Raw genomic sequence first — 19,758 nt, 5'->3', positions numbered from 1 at the left:
CACCCGTGTTTACTTCGCTGAGAACCGGTAGCCTAGGCTACCGGTTCTCTGTTTTGTCGCGGATAGCGTCCTCGCACACGAGGCGGCGAATCCTCACCACCATGTACACGACATCAAGAGTGTAGTAGGCGCCCTGCAGGACATGCAGGGCGACGACAGACGTCTCGGCCATGGGTCCCACCTCCTTCCAGGAGGGCGGCGCCCACGACGGCCGTCCCCGCCGCGCACCGGCGATGTTAGCAAAAGGGTCGCCTTGCGTGTCCCGTTCGTCATCGACTTTGGCGCCGCCTTCGGCATCCCCCCAGCTAGACACAGGAATCGGGATTTCGCGCCGAATCCGGCCCCTCTACTCCCATACGACACTTGGGTCGACCGAGCCCACCGTGGGCCGAAAGGGCCCACCCGTCACCCCATCTCGGGGGCCTCCGGGACGAAACCCCAGCTAGGACGCTCGGGCCCCTCCCGACGACCCGGCAGGGGTCCCTCGGGTCCGCCACCATGGTCCCTGTAGGGCGAGTCCCGGTCCCGCGACGGCGGGGCGCCCTTGTCGGGGCCCCGCGATGGAGGAGAGGAGGATGCCGTGAGAGCCACCCGTGCCGGTCCCCGGGGCCGGCGAGCGAGCAGAGAGAGCAACGGAAGAAAGGAGGCCCCATGGGCCTCGGTATCGAAAGTAAGCGAAAGCAGGCCTCGCCCGGGGGCGGCCTCGGCCGCCGCCTCAAGGCGGCCCTGATGACGGTCCTGCTCGTGGCCTCCCAGGCCGCGGGGGTCCTGGCGTGCGCCACCCCGGCCGTCGCCGCCACGAGCCAGCAGCAGATCCGGGCCAGGAGCGCCCTGCACTACGGCCCCTTCGGCGCCACCGGCGTCTTCGAGGCCCGTGGCGGGGGCCTCCTCCAGTGCGCCGACGCGCACCTGCCGAGCCTCGCCCACGTGGGGGAGGGCTACAAGGCCCATAACACCACCTCGGACTGGGGCTGGTTCTTTCACGATTCCGTGAACAACACCGCCACGAACCGCAACCTCGTCCGCGCCATCATGTGGTGGGGCCCCGGGGGCCCGCGCTACGAGAACGCCAGCTGGGGCTCCGACGGCGGGCTCTTCCCCTCGACATCGGTCGTGAACCTCGGCGACATCTCCGAGTGGGACCGCGACTGGTTGCTCATGCACGTCCTCCTCACCGACATGCGCAACGGCAACGGCGACGTGGCCTGCACGGGCCTCACCGATGCCCAGACCGCCGCCGTCAAGCGCTACGTCATCGGTTTCGACCACCCTGCCACCTACGACGGCGAGGTGGGCGGCTGGGCCACCTCCGAGCACTGGAGCGGCGGGCCCTATCCCGACTCCACCCGGGCCAAGCTCATCAAGTACTCCGCCCCCGGCGACACCACGTGGCTGCCCGCCGAGGACGAGTTCGCCGTCTACTTCGCCACCGCCCCGGCGGACCCCCTGGGCAACCAGACCCTGGTGGGCTTCGAGTACAACCCGCGGGTGACGGTCACCTTCACGAAGCTCTCCGCCGACGCCCGCATGACCGTGGGCAACAGCGAGTACGCCCTGGGCGGTGCCGAGTACGAGCTCACCCACATCGCCTCCGGCGAGAAGACCAAGGTGGTCCTCGACGCCAACGGCCACGCGGACCTGAAGCTGAAGCGCAACGCCGAGTACTCCTACCGCGAGACCAAGGCCCCCAAGGGTTACAAGCTCGACCCGGAGACCCACTTCTTCCGCACAGGCAACTCCACCTGCGAGGAGAAGGTGACGGACGACCCGGGACGTCTCTTCCTGCACATCCAGAAGAAGGACTCCGCCACCAAGGGGGACGCCCAGGCCGGCGCCACCCTGGAGGGGGCGGAGTTCGAGATCAGCTACCCCTACAACGGGACCACCCAGACCAAGCGGGCCACGACCAACGCTAACGGGAATCTGTCCTTCCGGGACATCCCCTTCGGCACCGTGACGGTGCGCGAGACCCGGGCCCCCAGCGGTTACAGGCTCGACCCCACGGTCCACACCTACCACATCACCGCAGACTCAATGAACAACGCCGGCGTCGTCGAGCTCACCCCCGAGGACGACTACCTCGAGGACGTCATCGCCTTCAACCTGAAGCTCGTGAAGTACCTCGACACCGGCAACGAGGGTTCCGGCCTCCAGAACCCCGGCCGAAACATCTCCTTCGAGGTCGTCTCCAACACCACCGGCCAGGTGGTGGCGACCATGACCACCGACGACGAGGGCCGCGCTGAGCTTACGTCGGGCTGGTACGGCTCCGGCACCCGCCCGGACACCGTCAAGGGCTGCCTGCCCTACGACGCCGCCGGCTACACCGTCCGCGAGGTGGCCTCCACGGTGCCCTCCGGGTTCTCCCCGGCCCAGCCCTGGCAGATCACGGCTGACCAGATGGTCGACGGGGCCACCCTGTCCTACATCGTGGACAACGACCGCGTCGAGTCCCACGTCCAGATCGTCAAGACCGACGCCGAGAGCGGGCAGACCGTGCCCCTCGCCGGCTTCGAGTTCCAGCTCTTCGACGCCGAGGGCAACCGGATCGAGAACGAGCTGTGGTACCCGAACCACACCGTCCTCGACACCTTCGTCACCGACGGCTCCGGCATGGTGACCCTGCCCGAGGGCCTCCAGCCCGGCACCTACACCATCCGCGAGGTCAAGGCCCAGGCCCCCTACCTCCTGAACGGCAAGGACCTCACCTTCGAGATCGCCGGCACCCACGAGACGGCCCCCGTGACCGTCGTGAGGTTCTCCGACGACCAGGCCAAGGGCCGCGCCTCCATCGAGAAGACCGACGCCGAGACCGGCGAGGCCTTGGCCGGCGCCACCTTCCACGTCTACGCCAAGGACGACGTGGTGTCCCCCGACGGCCGTGTCCAGGCCGCCGCGGGCCAGCTCATGACCATGGTCACCACCGACGCCGAGGGCCGTGCCGAGACCGGGCTCCTGCCTCTCGGCACGGGGTCCGCCACATACAGCTTCGTCGAGACCCGGGCCCCCGACGGCTACGTCCTGGACGCCACCCCCCACGAGGTGACCCTCACCTACGCCGACGACAGGACGCCGGTGGTGACCGCCGGCACCGCCGCCGCCAACGCCCCGAACCACCTGGTCCTGTCCAAGGTCTCCGCGACCTCCGACAAGGACCTCAGCGGCGCCACCTTCGCCCTCTGGCCCAAGGACGCCGCCGACGCTGCCGAGGAGGGCGCCTCCCCGCTGCGCGTCGTGGCCCCTGACACCGAGGACCACGACATCCGCCTCGAGCCCGTCGACGCCTCGGCTGTGGTCCTGGCCGGCGACGTGGCCGAGGGCGTCTCCGTCTCCCTCGTCTCCGAGGACGGCTCCCAGACCTACGCCGTCACCGACGGCGGCACCCCCGTGGCCCCGGGTACCTACCGGGTGGCCCTCCAGTGCAACGGCAAGGAGGCCGAGGCCTCCGGCGAGACCGAGATCGAGGTCTCTGCCGGCTCCGCCTACACCCTGAACGTCGCCGACGTCGACGGCGCCTGGGAGGTGGGCTGCGCCGTGGCCGACCACGACGACTCCGTGGCCCTCTCCCGCGTCGAGGGCTCCGACTCCACCTGGGAGGCCCCTGAGGCCTTCGGCGGCTGGAACCTCGTGGTCGACGGCGAGACCGTGCCCGTGGCCGGCGCCGTCGCAGGCATCGCCGACGTCCGCCAGGGCGGCTGCACGCTCTTCCTCGGCCGCGCCGAGGGTGTCGCCCTGCGCGTCGACCGCCTGCTCACCGACGGCTCCGGCACCCGCTTCGCCACCACCGGCGCCGACGGCCGGGCCACCTTCGACCGCCTCGGCACCAACGCCCGGGCCACCACCTACGAGTACGCCGAGGTGGCGGCTCCCGTGGGCTACGTGGTCGACCGCACCGTGAGCCCCGTGACGGCCGCCGAGGACGGCCGCATCGAGGGCGACGGCGACCACCTCGTCACCGTGGCCGACGAGCCCACCAAGGTGGACGTCTCCAAGGTGGAGGTCACGGGCGGCCCCGAGGTCCCCGGGGCCACGCTCACCGTGACCGACCCCTCGGGCACGGTGGTGGACCAGTGGGTGTCCGGCGACGAGCCCCACCGCATCGAGGCCTTGGCCCCCGGTGAGTACACCCTCACCGAGACCATGACGCCCCGCGACCACGACATGGCCTCCGACGTGACCTTCACCGTCACCGAGGACGGCTCCGTGGTGCCCGTGGAGATGGTCGACGAGCCCATCGAGATCTCCGGTGAGCTCGACAAGCGGCAGCAGGTCGCCGACCCCGTGGCCGACGACGTCGTCGAGAACGGCGACGGCGCCAACCGGGCCCCGGTCATCGAGAGCGCCGACGGCACCTATACCTACACGCTGGACCACCGCTCCACGTCCAACACCTGGTGCGACGAGTACACCGTGGAGGACCCGCTCGAGGCCGTGGCGGCGGGCCTCGCCGAGCTCGACGCCATCCGCACCGGCGTGGCCGGCGCCGACTACGACGGCAAGGTGAACGTCTGGTATAAGACGAACCTCACCCCCGAGGACCACGTCGACCCCTCCGGGGCCAACCAGACCCTCTCCGACGGCCATGACAACCCCTGGCTTTCCGCCGACGAGAACGCCGGGCGCCTGGGCGACGACGGCCGCCGCCTCGACTACACCGGCTGGCGCCTCTGGGCCGAGGGGGTGCCCACCTGCATCGACACCGAGCTCAAGGTCGCAGACCTGGGGCTCGGCGAGGGCGAGCGCGTGACCGGAATCCGCCTGGAGTACGGCCGCGTGGAGGCCGGCTTCACGAGCCGCCCCGACGGGTCCACCTGGACCCGCGAGGACCTCAAGGACAACCACGACGACATCACCCAGGTCCTCCCCGGCGGTCCCTTCGAGTGCCCCTTCGAGGGCCACACCGGTCACGGCGACGGCTCGGGGAGCGCCTACGGCCCCATCCAGGTGACCATGAGGGTCAACGGCTCCTACATCCCCGAGACCGCCCTCGAGAACAGCGCCAACGTCTTCCTGGCCAGGAACGGCGGCGACGCCGACGGCCTCGAGGACTCCGACGAGGACAGGGTCGTCCAGACCCCCAAGGTCGCCGACATCGAGATCTCCGGCCGCCTCGACAAGCGCCAGCAGATCGCCGACCCGGTGGCCCCGGGTGTGGTGGAGAACGGCGACGGGGCCAACCGCGCGGCCGTCACGGTCTCCGACAGCGGTGAGTTCGACTACACGCTGGACTTCCAGAACACGAGCAGCACCTGGGTCGACGAGTTCACCGTCACCGACGAGCTCACCTGCGTCACCGACGGCCTAGCCAACCTCAAGTCCGTGACCACGCCCCAGGCGTGGCAGGACCACGACGGCCTGCTCAACGTCTGGTACGCCACGGACATGACCGACCGCGACTTCGTGGAGGAGTCCGGCCCGAACGCCACCATGGACGACGCCTACGACAACGAGGGCAAGGAGCGCCGCCAGAACTACACCGGCTGGCACCTCTGGAAGGCCGGCATCCCGGCCGCCGACGCCGACACCCTGGAGGTCTCCGACCTGAAGCTCGCCGAGGGTGAGCACGTGGTGGCCGTGCGCTTCGAGTACGGCCGCGTGGAGGCGGGCTTCACCACCCGCCCGGACGGCTCCGCCCTCTGGCAGAGCGACTCGCTCAAGGCCCCCCACGACGACTTCGAGGGCGACCCCGAGAGCCAGGGCACCTTCGAGGGGGCCGACGGGACGACCCGCCAGTACATGCCCGCCGTGCTCACCTGCGAGGTGACCGACGCCTACGTGCCCGGGGCCGACCTTGAGAACTCTGCCGACCTCTACGTCGCCCGCACGGCCTACGGCCGCCTCATGGAGGACACCGACGAGGACTCCGTGGTTCAGACCCCGCGCGACCAGGGCAAGCCCATCGAGGTGGCTGCCGCCGAGCACGCCGCCCGCACCATGCTCCAGACCGGAGGTGCCCCGGTGCTCGCCGGGTGCCTCTCCGTGGCCTCCGCCGCCACGGCCTGGTTCCTGCGCCGCCGCACCTACTGAGCCATAGGGGAGAGGCGCTGAAAAAAGGAGGGGCCCCGGGTTTCCCCGGGGCCCCTCCGTCGTCTCTTCCGCGATCGTCCGGTACGGGAGACCATGCGCCGACGTATGCGCCGGGGCGGCCCTCAGGCCGGTCCCCGGTCGACGTCGGCGCACGGCGCCGGACCCTGTGGCATTCCCTAGGACGCCCGCGTCCCCATGAGAAGGGGAGCGAGCCCCGGGTACTGCTCGAGGAGCGCCTCGACGCAGCACCCGAGGGACTCCCGGGCAGCCGCGGCGTAGGCGTTCGCAGACAGCCCCGCCCCGCAGGCCCCCTCCTCGTCGTCCACCGAGGCGACGAACTCGAGGGCCCACCGGTCCATGGGGCCGGCGGCGCCGCCCTCTCCCAGGATGCGGACCCGCCGCACCGCCGCGGAGGCCTCGTCTGCGGCCCACCGGCGGAACTGCTCGGACTCCTCGAGGGCGCCAAGGCACCTCTCGGTAAGGGTCCCGGTCTTCCAGCTATCGGTTGCGTCCATTGCAACCCCTATCTTTCAGAGTGTATTCAGAACTAAACCTGAAGACTCAAAACCATACGTCATGCAATCCTACTACCGGTGGGACCTAAAGTGTCCCACCGACCCCAAAGCGGCGCGGCGTCGGTGGGGGCCTACGCCGGTTGTGCCCATGGCTACTTTTACCCCCCCCCCCCCCCGACTTTCGGCAGCACGGGGCCATGAAAAACCCGTCGAAGGTTTCCCGGTGGGACGAAGGACCCTCTCCACATCCCTGCGGGTTTTCCCAAAGGGACGGTCAGGAACCTAAAGGCGCCCCTGCCAGGGGATGTCGCCGACCCTGCCGCAGCCCCCGAGGACAGCCCCGCCGAGGGTGCCTGGGGCCGTGGCAGCGCCGATTCGGTCGGTGTGCTCCGAGACCACCGCCACGAGGTCCCGGCGGGCCCTCGTGAGGGCTACGTAGTCGAGGCGCAGGTCCTCCTCGGAGGTCCTGGCGCCGTCCACGAGGCACACCACCCCGTCGAACTCCAGGCCCTTGGCCCCGTGGACCGTGGACACCCAGAGCCGTCCCGCGAGGTCTGTCCGCACGTCATCGTCGTCTGCCGGGAGGGAGGTCTCGAAGACGCGGATGGAGTCCATCAGGTCCCTCTCGCCCCGAAGGCCCAGGCGGCCCGCCCAGGACGCCCAGGCGGCCGCGGCGGCCTGGGCCTCGCCCCGTTCCTCGGCTGGGACGCCGAGCTCGGCGAGGTTCCGGCACACCTGGTGGCAGACCAGCCGGGGCCAGGTCTCGGGCGGTGTCAGGGACAGCACACCGCGGTAGCGGGCCCACCAGGCCGACAGACACGACGGCTGGGCCCTCCTGGGGGCCCTCAGCAGGTCCACGGCCACGTCTGGGAAGGCCTCCCTCAGGGCCTCCACGCACGCCTCCGCCTGGGAGTTCGTCCTGACGAGCACCGCACCGCTCCCGCCGGCCGCCACGGAGCCCACCACCCCCGCGGCCGCCCTCGCAAGGGTGTCTCCCAGGTTCTTCCGGGCGCAGGCCCTGCCGCGCCACCCGAAGGTGAGCCCGGTGGCGGAGCCCCGGGCCGCACCGTCGGGGGCCTTGAGGGAGATGCCCGCGGTGTTGCTGGCCATCATGGGCAGCACGGCGTTGGCCACGGCCAGCACCTCCGGGGCGCTTCGGAAGTTGTGGGTGAGGGTCATGACGTCGAAGGCTCCGGTGCCCGCCATGGCCGCCAGGGTGTCCGGGGAAGCGTCGCGGAACTCGTAGAGCGACTGGCAGGCGTCGCCGACCATGAACAGCGACGCCTTGGCCGCGGCGCAGAACGACAGCACCACCAGCAGGTCCACCGCCGAGTCGTCCTGGGCCTCGTCGACGATGACGTGGGATATGCCGGTGCCCTCGGACCCGGCCTGGGTGGCCGCCACGAAGGCCGCCTGGCCGGTCAGGTCGCAGCACCCCAAGGACCCCAGGGCACGCCTGACGGAGCCCGGGTCCCGGGCCACCTCCCAGACGGCCTCCAGGGCGCTCCCGTGACGCCCCTGCTCGGCGGCCGACGAGAGGGCCGCGATCCCCTCCAGGGCAGGGATGTCGCCGGCGAGGTTGGCGAAGGTCTCGCCGGAGCACGTGGCGACGCCCGGCATCGCCTCCTCGAAGCGCTCACGGCACCACGACGCGACGGTCTGGCTGCGGATGCCCGGGCAGATGCTGGTGAGGTGGTCGGCGGCGGCGTTGGTGAACGACAGGCAGAGGACCTCGCTGGGGTCCACGCCGGAGGCCGCCAGGGCCGAGATCCGCATCTCGATGACGGTGGACTTCCCGCAGCCGGCCCCGGCCACGACGAGGGTGGCGGGACCCTCGGCGCAGACGCAGGCGACCTGCTCGGCCGTGGGCTCGAAGGGGGTCTCGGGCATGGCGGGGGAGACCCTCGGGGCCTCGGGGCGGCTCTCGGAGAAGGCCGCCATGGCCGATGCGAGCAAGGGATCGTCGAGCACGCTGTTTCCTGCCACAGGGCATCACTCCCCACAAAAATGTATTAAACTTGTCCCAAAAGGTGCCCGGCTGTTGACAAGGGAGGTCCCATGAGGGGGAAGACCCACTTCGCCTGCGGCGTCGCCGCCGTCTTCACGGCCGCGTCCGCGGCCACCCACGCCGGGGGGTCCCCGGACCCCGTCCTCTGGGGCGGGATGCTGTTCCTGGCGGGCTGCGTGGCCCCCGACCTCGACACGCCGGACTCGGCGGTCTCCCACCGCCTTCCCTGGGCCCACCGGGGCCTGGCCATCCTCGGGGTGCGCCACCGGACCCTGACCCACTCCCTTGTGGGCGTGGCCCTCTGCGGAGCGATCTGCTGGGCTGTCGCGGCCACCTCCCCGGGGGCCCTCTGGCTCTGGCCGTGGTTTCCCGCCGGCTGCCTGTTCCACGTGCTCCTCGACTCCCTGAGCGACGCCGGGGTCCCCTGGCTCTGGCCCGGGGGCCGGTCGAGGAGCGTCCGCGGCCGCACCGTGGTGCCGGGCCATGTGGGCCTCTACCGCGTCGGCGCCCTCTCGGAGTACGTGACGGCCGCAGCCGTCTGCGCCGCCGTGGTGCTGTCGGTCCCTGTCTGGGACCTGGTCCTGGCCACAATGCCCGTCGCCTGAGGCCGGCGGGGGAGGGGTCCCTAGAGCCCCATGGCCCGGGAGTCCCCGGTCTCCGGGCGCTGCCCCAGGCCGCCGTCGCGGCGCCGGCGGGCATCCTCCGCGGCGGCCCCGGTCTCCCTCTGGAACGCCATGGCCCTCCTTGCGAGCTCGGCGTCGGTTATGGCCTTGGGGTCCTCGACGAGCCTCGGGGCCCGGAGGAGCCTCTTGGAAAAGCCCCCGTGGGTCTGGCAGTAGGCCGTGAGGGCCCGCCTCGCGTCGAGACCCATGAGCCTCTCGAGGCCCTGGGGGACGACGTCGAAGAGGGCCCGGCCGCCGGCCGCCGCCCCCTTGGTGGCGAACCCGGAGGGTGCGACGGCCCGGCCGGTGACGGTCAGGGCCAGGTGGAGCCCCGGGTTCTGCCGGTCGTCGACCGGCAGGAAGACCTTGGGCACCCCGGCGTCCATGAGGACGTGGACGTCCCGGCCCAGGTAGGCTGCGAGCCGGATGGGCAGGGCCTCCTCGTAGGGGGCCCTACGGAACCTCCTGGAGGCGCAGAGGGCCGCCTCCAGGTCGACGTCGGCCGCGGGGTCCTTTCTGCTGAACTGAGGGTAGGCCGTGAGGATCGCCACCTTGGCGGAGGCGGGGTCCGGGGCCACGAAGACCACCTGGGCCCTCTGGGACCTCGAGGCCTCGAGCCTGCCGGCCGCCCAACGGAGGCTCACCCCGCAGTCCGCCTTGGCGATGTTGACCACCGCCCTGGTCGTCCGCGGGGGGCCGGCCATCCTGCGCCGCACCCGGTCGATCTGCTCGCAGGCGTCGTCCAGGACGTCGGCGGCGACCGCACGGCTGGTAAACACCGAGGACAGCTCCTTGGATTCCGGGGCGAAGAGGCGGTCCACGGCGTCGGTCAGGGTGCCGGTGTGGATGGACTGGTGGGAGACCGAGGGGTCCACGAAGCGGTCCGACGGTCGCCTGCCGCCCCTAGGCATTGTCGGGGTTGTCGGCGCTTGCGGCCCACTCTTCGTCGTCGTAGCCCTTGAAGCCGTATTCGTCCTCCACCCAGGCCTCGCACTCCTTACTGGCGACGATCCGGTCGATGAGGTCGGCCACGAGGCGGCGGGGGGCGTCGGTCTCGACGATGTAGGGGGTCTGGAGGAAGCCCCAGTCGGGCCACTGGCGCCAGGCCATCTCGGCCCTGCCCTCGTCGTTGGTCCCGTGGCCACCCTCCCGGTAGCTCAGTAGGCGCGTGGCCGGGTAGCCGAGGCGCCTCAGGTTCCAGCCGGCGATGTCGGCGATCTCCATGGGGGCGACGAGGCGCCAGGGCCCCTCCGCCTTGCCGCCGGCCTTGACGTCGACGACGGGCATGGGGAGGTCCCGGTACCTGCTGGGGCCCCTCCTCTGTCTCCACCTTCGGACGATCCGGTCGCGCTCGTCCCGGGGGATGTCCGGGGTGAGGACCAGGGCCGCCCCGTCGGCGTCGGTGCAAGGCCCGATGGTGTCGGGGTGGTCGAAGTCCACCGAGGCGAGCAGCCTCTCGAGGTCCGCCCGCTCCTCGGGGTCCATGGCGTTTTCCATAGCAGTCCTCCCTCTCTCTCGGTCGGCCGTTTCCCGGGTCCCCTAGAGGATCCCCTGGGCCGCCGTCTCGGCCAGGTAGTCGTACCATTCCATGCCGCGCCGGCGCCCCTTCTTGATCTCCCTGAGCTCGGCATCGGGGAAGGTCCTGCGGGCGACGTCGGCGCACACCGCCAGCATCTCCCCGCGGCTGCACGAGGGGGCCTCGCGGCTCTCGGCGGCCCTGTGGAGCAGCCAGCGCATGCGGCGGTACTCCCAGGCGCTGCGGTCGCCGTCCGGGGCCTCGCCCCGGCGCTCCGAAAGGCGCATCAGCCACTCCGACAGGCTCAGGGCGTCGCCCTCGTGGGTCCTGACGGCCCTGGCGCGGAACCTTGCGAGGTCGTCGGCGGTGGGGTCCCGGCGCCTGCCGGAGAGGTGCTGGGGGCAGGCCGCGTAGTCGGCCACGAGGGCCGAGACGTCGGTGCCCCTGGCGGAGGGGTCCACGGCCCTGCCGGTGAAGGCCACCCAGTGCCTCTGGAGGTACTCGTGGTCCCCGTTGGCGCTGCGGACGCGCTCCGCGTCCCTGTCGAGGTGCCCCGCCAGGTCCCCGGCGTCGAACACGAGGTGGAGCCCGCGGCCCGACAGGGAGGCCTCCCCGTAGAGCCAGGGGGCGCCCATGAGGGCGTCGACCACGGAGGGGTCGCAGCCCGGCTCGATGTCGGCCACCAGGATGCCGGCCTCGGCCATGTCCAGGCGGAATGCCACGGGGGATCCGGCGGGCACGGCGTCGAGGAGCCGGGGGAGGTCCCAGCAGTCCGTGGCGTCGCCGTGGCGGTTGCCGCGGAGCCTGAAGTCGCCCCAGGAGCCCATGTCCACGGGGATCTTCGGCTTGCCGGGCATGGTGGCGCACCAACGCTCCAGGTGCGCGATGCGGTCCCAGAGCGGGCTCTCGCGGAGGGTCTCGAAGGCCATGAGGCTCCTTTCCTGGGTGTTCCGGGGACATGGCGACGGGGAAAAGGGGCGGGGCCCGCCTGAAGGCCCCCTTTAGAGGGTACTTCGTGCGGGCCCCGGACCCCGCGGGCGATCAGCCCGCGATGCCTCCGCCGAGGCCCACGGGGGCCTGGCCCTGGCGGTGGGCGGTCAGGGAGTGCTGGAGGGACTCCATGCGGGCCTTCTCCTCGGGGGAGAGGACGGACCCGGTGGCGGCGCGGGCCATGAGGGCGCCGAGCTCGGCCTGGAAGCCGTCGAGCTCCGCGGGCGTCGGCGGGAACGGGACCTCGTCGGCGAGCGTGCCCGGGGGCACCGCGGCCGCGACGGGCACGGGCTGGACGGCCGCGGGGGCCTGCGGCATGGGCTGGGGCGCCGAGGCGAAGACCGGCTGGGCGACCTGGGGCTGGGCAGGGGCCTGGGGTGCCGCGGCGGGGCCCACCACGTTGAAGCCCCAGGCGCTGGCGTCGGGGGCGCTGGTAGTCTCGGGGGTCCAGTAGGAGAGCTCGTCGAAGTAGACGGCCTTGAGCTTCACGTAGGTCGTGGGCTTCTTGGCGCGGTCCTTCGGCTTGGAGCGGCAGCACTCCACGAGCAGGTGGACCGGCAGGCCGCGGTCGGGCTCGCCCTCCAGGTCGATGGCCTTGTAGGTGCCGTCGGGCAGGCGCAGGTAGAAGAACGGCTTCGGATAGAAGACGTTGTTGGGGTTGCGCTCGTCGTTGGCGTTCTCGAAGTTCTCGTTGGTGGCGCGGGTCTTGGCGCTGAAGTGGTGGACGCCGTCGGCGCTGACGTAGTTGTTGACCTTGGCCATGGCGTAGAGCTCGAAGTTGGACTGGCCGCCGGTGGCCGGGTTCGGCATGAGCTGGGCGTTGTCGACGGTGATCGACCAGTAGGGGGCGGCGACGTTGGAGTTGTTGCGCTCCATGTCGTCGCGCAGGGCCTGGCCGTGGACGCACTCGAACAGGCGGCAGAAGCTCGTGGTGCCGCTGACCATGGCGTTGTCGCCGGCGTTGGAGGACTCCAGGTAGGGTCGGGAGTCGATCTTGGCCGTGGGCTGGGCGTAGGCGGGCTGCTGGGGCTGGCCGTAGTTGTTCGTCATGGCTGTGCTTCCTTTCTTCCTGGGAGTTGTGCCCCTCGAGGCTCTTCCTCTCGGGTCCTTCCTCCCTCTCCTCAAGGGACCTCCCGCCGGGGCCTGAGGCCCCGGCCCCTGCCGGTGCCTGGGGCACCCCTAGGACACGGGGACTGCCCTCGACCTCCTGCCGAGGGCGTCTCTCGCCACGTCCCGGAGCACCGAGTCCTGGACCTCGCGCTTGCCCGCGAGGGCTCCGGCGACCCTCTGGTCGACGGTGTCGGCGCACAGGATCCGGTGGATGATCACGGGGTGGCGCTGGCCCTGACGGGCGAGGCGGGCGTTGGCCTGCATGTAGACCTCCAGGGCCCAGGGCAGCGTGTACCAGACCATGGTGTGGCCGCCCTCCTGGAAGTTGAGCCCGTGACCGGCGCTCTGGGGCTGGATCAGGAGGCGCCCGATCTCACCCCGGTTCCACCGGGCGAGCATGGCCGCGGTGCCATCGAAGACCTCCACCGGGAAATCCCTGCGGGTACCGTCCCCCGCCACCCCGAAGCGCCGGCAGATCATGTCCAGGTCGCTCCTGAAGTGGTAGCAGACGAGCACGGGGGCGGTGCTCGCCTCGAAGACCTGTCCCAGGGCGTCGAGCTTCCTCTCGTGGACGGGGACGTACTCGCGGCCGTCCCCCACGTAGAGGGCCCCCGAGGCCATCTGGCGGAGCTTGTTGGAGAGCACCGTCTTGGAGACCGCGTCCACCTCCACGGGCCTGCCCTGGCCGTCGACACCGAGGGTGAGGGTCCAGTTGTAGAAGAGGTCGTCGTAGAGGTCGCGCTCCTTGGCGTCCATGGCCACGGTGATGTCGTTCACGGTGACCTCGGGGAGGCTGATGTTGGGGTTGGCGACCGACACACAGGTGTCGGCGATGCGGGCCATGACGGCCCCGTGGGCCCCGGGGAGCGGGTCCCAGAACCGGATCTTCTTCTTGCCCCGACCCGGGTCGTAGTCGTGGGGTGTGAAGAACGTCGTCAGGAAGGCGTCCTCCGAGGTGCCCAGGGATCTTCCTCCATCCAGGAGGTAGAGCTCGGGCCAGAGGTCCGTGAGGCCCTGGGGCGAGGGCGTCCCGGTGAGGCCCACGATCTTGGCCACCTGGGGACGGACCCTGGCCATGGCGCCGAAGAGCTTGCTGGAGCTGCTCTTGAAGGCCTGGAGCTCGTCCAAGATGACCACGGGGAAGGGCCAGGTGCCCATGAAGGGGCACGCGGGGTCGTCCATGACGTGGGCCACGACCGACGCCAGGCGCTCCTTGTTGAGGAAGCACAGGGTGGAGGGCTCCGCCGCAAGCCCGTCCACGAGCTCCAGGGTCCTTCTCCCGGGAAGTGTCCTGCCCCGCCCGTCCACCACGAGGCTCAGGGTGCGGAAGGGGTAGCCCCACTTCTCCACCTCGGCCGGCCACGTGGTCGCGGCCACGGTCTTCGGGGCCACCACGAGGGTGTGGCAGGCGGGGTTCATCTCGTAGAGGGCCTGGAGGCAGGTGAGGGTGTTGTGGGTGACGATGTACTCACCGATCTGGAAGAGATGGTCCTCCGCATCGACCGTGAGGCAGGTCATGTCCCTGGGTTCGACCTCCTCGATGTCCGTTATGGCCATGAAGGAGTCGAGCCACGTGTTGAAGTAGGCGCCATGGACCATGTCCAGCTTCCGTTTGCACGTGATGAGCATCTCGTTGGTGTAGATGGCCACGGAGAGGTCGTGCAGGGAGCCGTCGGGCTTGCGGGTCTCCTGGGTCATGGCTGCGAAGCCCAGGGACCGCGCAAGGCGCGCCACGTCCCTCTGCATCTGCCTGCTGAGGGTCGAGAAACGGTGATGCATCGAGCCCGTTCCGCCTTTACGCGAGAACTGGAGCGTTCCGTCGGTGTCGAGGAGGCCCTGCAGCAGCCTCTTGCGGTTCTCCTTCGAGTCCATGAGGTACTCTTCGGGGATCCACTTGTCCACGGATTTCACTCTGGTGAGCCCCAGACGCTTGAGCTCACGGCGGGCGCGGTCGGCACCTTCGCACCTGGTGAACTGCCAGCTGTAGTTTCTTCTGCTTTTCGAGACGTTCTCCCTTGGAACGCCCAGGCAGTCGGCAACCCCCATGACGACGTCCTCGTCCTGGGAGGAGATCGTCAGCGACGTGTCGCCGAACGACCCGTCTCCCAGCAGGGCCCCCATGGCGTAGGGGTCTATGACATGGTCGCGCCTCGGATAGCATGCGGCGTCGGGCTGTGGGATCCGGTACTTGTTCTTGATGTAGCCCTGGCTGTTCACGACGTTGTAGTCGTCCAGCATCTGACCGAGGGGCTTGACCTTGAGCTTCTTGGCCCCGGTATAGGTGATGTGGGGGATGAGGTGCTCGTCGCAGCATACGAACGAGCGGCCGTCTCTCAGGGTCACCCGGAAGGCCCGCTTGTCTTTGTGGTGCCAAACCGCGGTGACCCTTGTCGACCTACCGTCTCGCCCCAGAACCTTGTCGTCGACAACGATGTCCCCGATGGGCCTGAACGACCCGTCGGCCATGGGGACGGGGGTGGCGTCGTCGCAGGCTTTTCCGAACCCCATATCCAGGAATAAACCAACTCCCGATTTATGCAGGATGAGGTCCTTGGAATACTCCTGGTAGTCGTGGAGCCTCACGTCAGGCACGGAGCCCTCCTTCCTTTTTCTCGGCGGCCATGGTCAGGGCGGCGTCCAGGGTGACGCCCCCGATGGACCCGTCGGCACCCCTGGTGAGGTACGCGGGCACCTCGGAGGCCCCCACGGATGCGGCGAGGGCGGCCCCGGCGGCGGACCGGGTGGAGACCCATCGGGCTCCGCCGGTGGGGAAGAGCCCCATCACGGCCTCGCAGTCCGGGCACCCCGGACGGAACAGCACCGTGACCTCGCCCTCCGAGACGAGGTCGCCGGCGTCTTCCGGGGCCACCAGGAAGGAGGCGTCGGGGGGTCCTGTGAGCGCGCACGCCAGGGTCCTCGCCGGCCCCTCCTCGAGAAGCGTCGTGACCGACGCCCCCCGGGAGGCGCAGAAGACGGCCAGCAGGAGGGCGGCGAGGGCGGCCCCGCAGAGGAGCCCCCAGGCCCCGAGGGCCCTGCGGAGGGGCCCTCTCACGCCTCCTCCCAGAGGGCCTCGGCACCGGGGCGCCCCGCGAGGTCCCTGCGGATGGGCATGGCGGGGCCCCGGCGGTGCTCCCCGGCCCAGCGGACGTCGGGCTCGTAGGCGCGGAACCCGTGGTTGGCGCCGAGGTAGAAGGCGTGGGTGGCCAGGATGTCGACGGTGTCCGGGCCTACGGTCACCCGGCAGGGGACCTCGATGTCCAGCCGGCTGCCCTCGGCAAGGCAGGGGGCCGCCATGGCCAGGCCCATGAGGAGGCCCTTTTCCATCCCGGGGCGCCAGATGAGGTCCGGCGCGGTCATCACCGTGATGAACCGGGGGGTCGCCTCCAGGGGGACGAGGCCGAGGCTGTCGAGGATCGCCGCGAGCACGACCTGGCCTTCGGGGGTGGTCCTCTTGTGCACGGGCATGTGGCAGCGGACCACCTCGGGGTGTCCCCACACCGCCCGGAGGTTTCTGGCCACCGCCGCCGCGTGGTAGTCGCTCGGTGTGAGCGCGACCGGGTCCGGGAAGACCGTCGCGACATCGCAGTCCCGGGGGTCCTCGTAGGAGAACCCGTCAGGGCCCCCGTCGTCGGGGTCCTCGTCCTTCCCGAGGGCGATTTCGGCCGGGACCTCAATCTCTTCCACGTCGGGCCCGTCGAAGTCCGCGTCCTCCATGAGGAGGGACCAGGCCAGGGCCTCGATCTCCTCCACGTCGGCCTCTCCGACCGCCCCGAGGACCTCGTCGATGATTGCGGGGTCCGGGTCGTGGTACCCGAGCCACCCCTCGTCCCAAGGGGTCCACCCTTCGAGTTCCGTCATGGCTCCTCCTCCCATTATGTTGGGTTCAGATATAAACTCAATCCGAATGTGGCCGAAATATCGTCAAGTACGAGATATGATGAAAGCAATCTGGTTGAAGGTTTCCGGGGCCTGCCAGCGTTCTTTTCTCGAAATCCTAGGTAGACGCTTACGTATGTCTATATTTAAGGGAGAAATCGTATTCCTGAACCTGAGCTACATAAAACCATAGTAACATTGGTATCGACTGGTACCGCGTAGGTGTGAAGGGGGCATATCTTGAAGCTCTCGGGTAGGGTTCGGGTGGTCGTCGCCGCGACGGGGGAGTGCCTCGACTGGTTGGAGGAGGCGCTGGGCCGCGTCTCGGAGAACATCGAGACCCATGTGGTGGACGACGTGGAGGGCCTGCTCACGGCCACAGACAGCGGGCTGTTCGACACCTGCCTGGTCTCGGACGGGTTCTGCGAGCCAGAGAGGCTCCCCGTGATCATCCGTGCCGTCCGCAGGGTCAACCGGCCGGTCCCCGTGGCCGTCCTCGTGAGCCGCAAGGTCACCTGGGAGACCGCCTGGAGCGAGCACGCCGACCAGGCGCTGGCCGAGGGATCCTCCGACGGCAGGCTCGCCGAGGCCCTGGAGTCGCTTCTCGCCAAGGTCGCCGACCCCTGCATCGCCGTCTGCGCCATGAACCCCATCGAGGTGTGCCGAGGCGGCGCCCTCTACTGGGTGAGGCCGAGGGACATCTCCTGCATCGTCTGGTCCGCGAAGGAGAGCCGGAAGGACGTGTCCGTCATCACTGCCGACGGCGCCTACGTCTGGAAGAAGATCACCATGGTCGAGGCCGCCAGGCGCCTCACCGCGTCCGGCTTCGTCATGGCCTCCAGGGGATGCCTCGTCAACATCGCCCATATCAAGAGGGCGGAGAGGATGAGCTCCAAGCGCTACGCCCTCTACGTCGACTTCATGGACGAGCCCGTCGTGGCGTCCAAGGCCCAGACCCGCCAGATCAGGAGCGTCCTCGAGCACATGGGCCCCCTCGGCGCCCGGGCGCTCCAGCCCCTGAACCTCCATCGCGACCGGGACGAGAGCATCGAGGCCTACGCCCAGAAGTTCTACGAGCTCGTCGACGGCGCCGATGCCAGGCGCATCCCCGTGGTCCACCACGTCGAGTGCATCGATCGCGCCCTGTCCTCCAAGGGCCTGAGTCTCGCCGCCATCGGGGCCCGCGCGAGCTAGGCTCCGTGACCCAGCCGTCAAGGCCCCCGCGGGATGCGGGGGAGGCGGACGATAACCTCTACTTTACATAATCCACATTATCAGAGATTCCCCCTTCGAAATGAAACCCCAGCTACCGGTGGGTTCTCAAGGGGGTTCACTACGATATGTGATATGGGGTTCTCGGACGGCGCGAGGGTGTCCCCGAGGGCACCTGTGTCTCGGGGTCCGGGCCGGCCTCCAGACGTGACCCCCAGAGGGCCATTCCGCGCGGGCCTCTGGGACCCGCGCCGGCATCGGCCGGTTCTATCGGCCGGTCCTGCGGCCGCGACCCCGGCCCATACCGGCCCGGGCCGAGTTTGAACCGTGTTTTCAGTCCATGTTAAGTGCATCGACGCATTTGGTGTTTTACTCTTTAGGGGTAATTCGTGGTAACTCGGGTACCTTACACCTTAAGTTCACCCAATTTGACATCGCCCCCTTCGAATCGGGCGACGTCGCCTGACTGTGGCGATCGTTCTAAGTGCGGAGGAGCACGGTATGGCCAAGAACAAACCCGATGGGACGGTCGGCCGCGGCCCATCGGACGGCAACCGCCGTTTCAATATCCGGGCCCGGGGCCTCAACGAGGTCGGCGACGACGTCTGGAGGGCCGATTGGGACGTCACCGACCAGTACACGGACGCCCAGACGCGGATAAGCCAGCGGTTCTCGGCGAAGGGCCTGGAGGAGGCGAAGCTCCGAAGGGACGTCCTGGCCCCCACCGTCGAGGACAGGATCGTCGCCGGGGATTTCTGGCCCCTCATGGCCGAGATCTACCTCACGCTGTTCTCGCTGACCGTGTCGCGCGACGACCACCTGGGGCTCGTCCATGAGGTCACCAAGGCGCTCCCCCACGTCGCCGAGGCGCCGATCGGCAAGCTCTTCAGCTTCCGCTACAACAAGATCGCCGAGGGGTCCCTGGTGGACGTCCTTGCGGAGGGCGGCACCGACCGCTCCGCGGCAGAGGAGTTCTCGGCCATCCTCCTGAACAGGATCTCCCGCAAGACGGGGGGCGAGGGATGCGTCCCGGCCAACCCGGCAGGTGAGGCCAGCGGGCTCGTCAACGTCGGCAGCCGCACCATCTGCCCCCTCTCCGAGAACGGGATCCATAAGCTCGGCGAGCTCATCGACAGGGGGGCCTTGGCCGTGGTCATGGAGGTCGCTGGCGACGACGTCCAGTCGCCCGCCATGTGCGCCGCGGCGGCATGGGTGCACCTGCTGACCGGCCTCCCCATCGAGTCCATCCTCTCCCTCAAGGCCGAGGACGTCGACCTCGAGCAGAGGAGGCTCGTCGTGAGCAGGAGGCTGCTGACCGTGGGGCCCTCCGGCGACGTGCACAGCTTCGAGGCGAAGAAGATCAGCCTCAAGAACAGCACCTGGCCGAAGGGGCTCGCCCCCGTCTTCGAGTGGCTCCTAGGAAGGGCCCTGCCCGGCGGGTGGCTCTTCTACCTCGGGGACGCCTCCAACCCCAGGCGCCTCCTGCTGGACGACCTCAACGGCTGGGCCGTCAGGGCGCTCCACCCCCTCCTGTCCCAGATCGACAGGCGGTACTCGGTGGGCCCCATGAAGTTCCTGAGGGCCGTTTACGCGACCACCATGTTCGACCACGGCCACACCCGCTACCGGATCGAGAGCGGCATCGGTTACTGCAACTTTATGAGGGAGTGGCCGACCAGGGAGCCCCCCCGGGGCGAGGGGAGGCCCGAGCCCCTCTACGTCACCGCCCAGGACTGCCTCTGCTCCCCGTCGGCGGACCTCTGGAGGGACCTCGCGAAGGAAACCGACTAGCCGTCGGCAGATCCACCGCTCGGAGGAAGGCCCGGGCATCGGCCCGGGCCT

14 protein-coding genes are annotated in these 19,758 nt (G+C 69.8%); 4 read left to right on the top strand and 10 right to left on the bottom strand.

Annotated features, from left to right (window positions below; all coding sequences use genetic code 11):
- Positions 1 to 37: 37 nt before the first annotated feature.
- Positions 38 to 172, bottom strand: coding sequence for a hypothetical protein (locus NFR49_RS10195; RefSeq protein WP_275557156.1), 135 nt, complete (start codon positions 170 to 172; stop codon positions 38 to 40).
- A gap of 479 nt (positions 173 to 651) precedes the next feature.
- Here NFR49_RS10195 and NFR49_RS10045 point away from each other — a divergent pair, with 479 nt between their 5' ends.
- A complete protein-coding gene (locus NFR49_RS10045) occupies positions 652 to 6,027 on the top strand; it encodes an MSCRAMM family protein (protein WP_251159468.1) in 5,376 nt (1,791 codons plus the stop codon).
- A gap of 176 nt (positions 6,028 to 6,203) precedes the next feature.
- On the opposite strand, the gene NFR49_RS10040 is transcribed toward NFR49_RS10045, so the two are convergent.
- Together NFR49_RS10040 and NFR49_RS10035 are read right to left on the bottom strand one after the other, a co-directional pair.
- A complete protein-coding gene (locus NFR49_RS10040) occupies positions 6,204 to 6,542 on the bottom strand; it encodes a hypothetical protein (RefSeq protein WP_251159467.1) in 339 nt (112 codons plus the stop codon).
- 282 nt (positions 6,543 to 6,824) lie between these two features.
- Positions 6,825 to 8,513, bottom strand: coding sequence for a UvrD-helicase domain-containing protein (locus NFR49_RS10035; RefSeq protein WP_251159466.1), 1,689 nt, complete (start codon positions 8,511 to 8,513; stop codon positions 6,825 to 6,827).
- An 87-nt stretch (positions 8,514 to 8,600) separates the two neighbouring features.
- On the opposite strand from NFR49_RS10035, the gene NFR49_RS10030 reads away from it, so the two are divergent.
- Positions 8,601 to 9,155 (top strand): metal-dependent hydrolase, encoded by a 555-nt coding sequence (locus tag NFR49_RS10030; protein ID WP_251159465.1) that lies wholly within the window; start codon positions 8,601 to 8,603, stop codon positions 9,153 to 9,155.
- A 20-nt stretch (positions 9,156 to 9,175) separates the two neighbouring features.
- Here NFR49_RS10030 and NFR49_RS10025 read toward each other — a convergent pair whose 3' ends face one another.
- The 7 genes from NFR49_RS10025 to NFR49_RS09995 form a co-directional block, all read right to left on the bottom strand.
- Entirely contained in the window at positions 9,176 to 10,087 is a 912-nt protein-coding gene (locus tag NFR49_RS10025; RefSeq protein ID WP_251159464.1) for a hypothetical protein, read from the bottom strand.
- A gap of 28 nt (positions 10,088 to 10,115) precedes the next feature.
- A complete protein-coding gene (locus NFR49_RS10020) occupies positions 10,116 to 10,709 on the bottom strand; it encodes a hypothetical protein (protein WP_251159463.1) in 594 nt (197 codons plus the stop codon).
- 42 nt (positions 10,710 to 10,751) lie between these two features.
- Positions 10,752 to 11,657, bottom strand: coding sequence for a hypothetical protein (locus NFR49_RS10015; protein WP_251159462.1), 906 nt, complete (start codon positions 11,655 to 11,657; stop codon positions 10,752 to 10,754).
- Positions 11,658 to 11,769: 112 nt separating this feature from the next.
- Positions 11,770 to 12,768 (bottom strand): hypothetical protein, encoded by a 999-nt coding sequence (locus NFR49_RS10010; RefSeq protein ID WP_251159461.1) that lies wholly within the window; start codon positions 12,766 to 12,768, stop codon positions 11,770 to 11,772.
- Between the two features lie 129 nt (positions 12,769 to 12,897).
- A complete protein-coding gene (locus NFR49_RS10005; protein WP_251159460.1) occupies positions 12,898 to 15,420 on the bottom strand; it encodes an SNF2-related protein in 2,523 nt (840 codons plus the stop codon).
- A complete protein-coding gene (locus NFR49_RS10000) occupies positions 15,413 to 15,880 on the bottom strand; it encodes a hypothetical protein (RefSeq protein ID WP_251159459.1) in 468 nt (155 codons plus the stop codon). The genes NFR49_RS10005 and NFR49_RS10000 overlap by 8 nt, the downstream gene beginning before the upstream one ends.
- Positions 15,877 to 16,686, bottom strand: coding sequence for a hypothetical protein (locus NFR49_RS09995; protein WP_251159458.1), 810 nt, complete (start codon positions 16,684 to 16,686; stop codon positions 15,877 to 15,879). The genes NFR49_RS10000 and NFR49_RS09995 overlap by 4 nt, the downstream gene beginning before the upstream one ends.
- Before the next feature lie 258 nt (positions 16,687 to 16,944).
- On the opposite strand from NFR49_RS09995, the gene NFR49_RS09990 reads away from it, so the two are divergent.
- Both NFR49_RS09990 and NFR49_RS09985 read left to right on the top strand, forming a co-directional pair.
- On the top strand, positions 16,945 to 17,898 hold the full coding sequence (locus NFR49_RS09990; protein ID WP_251159457.1) for a LytTR family DNA-binding domain-containing protein: 954 nt from the start codon (positions 16,945 to 16,947) through the stop codon (positions 17,896 to 17,898).
- Between the two features lie 519 nt (positions 17,899 to 18,417).
- Positions 18,418 to 19,707, top strand: a complete 1,290-nt coding sequence (locus NFR49_RS09985) for a hypothetical protein (RefSeq protein ID WP_251159456.1) — start codon at positions 18,418 to 18,420, stop codon at positions 19,705 to 19,707.
- Positions 19,708 to 19,758 lie beyond the last annotated feature (51 nt).

The sequence above is a fragment of the Caniella muris genome (assembly GCF_943193035.1).
Lineage (GTDB): Bacteria > Actinomycetota > Coriobacteriia > Coriobacteriales > Atopobiaceae > Granulimonas > Granulimonas faecalis.
The sequence above is the reverse complement of the archived record's forward strand: the minus strand, read 5'-3'. Positions and strand labels throughout refer to the sequence as shown.